The organism is Kitasatospora sp. MY 5-36 (assembly GCF_001182915.1).
In the GTDB taxonomy this organism is placed as follows: Bacteria; Actinomycetota; Actinomycetes; order Streptomycetales; family Streptomycetaceae; genus Kitasatospora.
Genome location: NZ_LFVW01001131.1, coordinates 1 through 1,778 on the forward strand (window position 1 = coordinate 1; position 1,778 = coordinate 1,778).

1 protein-coding gene and 1 pseudogene are annotated in these 1,778 nt (G+C 76.9%); both read left to right on the forward strand.

All coding sequences use genetic code 11. The annotated features are described in order from the left end of the window. A pseudogene (locus AE652_RS40775) lies at positions 1–1,053 on the forward strand (DNA repair protein RecN); the annotation flags it as partial. Positions 1,054–1,230: 177 nt separating this feature from the next. Beyond that, a partial coding sequence (locus tag AE652_RS40780; RefSeq protein ID WP_159028724.1) for a glycosyltransferase occupies positions 1,231–1,778 on the forward strand: 548 nt, incomplete at its 3' end.

Sequence of the window (1,778 nt, forward strand, 5' to 3'; positions counted from 1 at the left end):
CTCGCCCACGCGGCGCTGGCCGGCGACCCGGTCGACCCGGAGGCGCTGGACGCGGGCACCCTGCTCGCCCAGTCCCGCCGGGCCCTGGACGCGGTGCGCCACCACGACGAGCGGCTGGCCGCCCTGGCCGACCGCCTCAACGAGGTCGGCTACCTGCTCGCCGACGTGGCCGGCGACCTGGCCGGCTACGCGGACGACCTGGACGCCGACCCGGTGCGCCTGGCCGCCGTCGAGGACCGCCGGGCCGTCCTGGCCCAGCTGCTGCGCAAGTACGGCGGCGAGGAGAACGCGCTCGCCGAGGTGATCGCCTGGGCCGAGGCCAGCGCGGTGCGGCTCGCCGAGCTCGACGGCGACGACGACCGGATCGACGAGCTCGGCGCCCGGGAGAGCGAGCTGCGGGCCGAGCTGGCCGAGCTGGCCGCCGAGGTGTCGCAGGCCCGGCACGCCGCGGCCGGGCGGTTCGCCGACGCGGTCTCCGCCGAACTCGCCGAACTGGCCATGCCGCACGCCCGGGTGACCTTCGCGATCGGCCAGGTCGACGACCTGGCCGGGATCGAGGTCGGCGGGCGCACCGTCGCCTACGGGCCGCACGGCGTGGACGAGGTCGAGGTGCTGCTCGCCCCGCACCCCGGCGCCCAGCCGCGCCCGATCGCCAAGGGCGCCTCCGGCGGTGAGCTGTCGCGCGTGATGCTCGCCGTCGAGGTGGTCTTCGCGGGCGCCGACCCCGTCCCCACCTACCTGTTCGACGAGGTGGACGCGGGCGTCGGCGGCAAGGCCGCGGTCGAGATCGGCCGCCGGCTGGCCAAGCTCGCCGAGTCCGCCCAGGTCGTGGTGGTCACCCACCTCCCGCAGGTCGCCGCGTTCGCCGACCGGCACCTGGTGGTGGAGAAGACCAACGACGGCACCGTGACCCGCAGCGGTGTCAAGGTGCTGAACGACGAGGAGCGGGTGCGCGAACTCTCCCGGATGCTGGCCGGCCTGGAGGACTCGGAACTGGGCCGCGCCCACGCCGAGGAACTGCTGGCCGCGGCCCGGGCCCCGCGCCGCCGCTAGCCGGGGCCGGCGGCCCCCCGGACGTCGGCGACGCGCCCCCGTGGCGCCGACTGTCCAAGAGGGCCGCCGACCTGGCATCGTGGCGGCTGGACACTGGCTTCCCAGCCCCGAGCGCCGCCGGGCGGGCAATCCTCGCGAAGCGGCGCGCGAACCTGATCGAGTCGGATGCGAGACGACGTGGACCATTCCGCCGCCCGGGCCACCGCGGCCGTCCCCGAACCGGGGCAGCTGCACGTGGTACTCGTCCTGGCCGCCAGCACCGGCGGCATCGGTGCGCACGTGCGCTCCCTGGCCCAGGGCCTGGTCGCACACGGAGTGAACGTCACGGTCTGCGCGCCGGCCGGCACGGACGCGCTGTTCGGCTTCTCCCGTACGGGCGCCAGGTTCCACACCGTCGACATCACCCCCACCGCGGGAGCCCGCAGCGACGCCACCGCGATCGGCGAGCTGCGCCGGGCCTTCACCGGCGCCGACGTGGTGCACGCCCACGGGCTGCGGGCCGGGCTGCTGTCCGACCTGGCGCTGCGCACCGCGGGCCGCTTCCCGGGCCTGCGGCCCGAGACCCCGCTGGTGGTCACCTCGCACCACGCGCTGCTGGCCACCGGCATGGAGCGCCGGCTGCAGCGGCTGATGGAGCGCCGGGTGGCGCGCGCCGCCGACCTGGTCCTCGGCGCCTCCTCCGACCTGGTCGCCCGGGCCCGCGAACTGGGCGCCACCGACGCCCG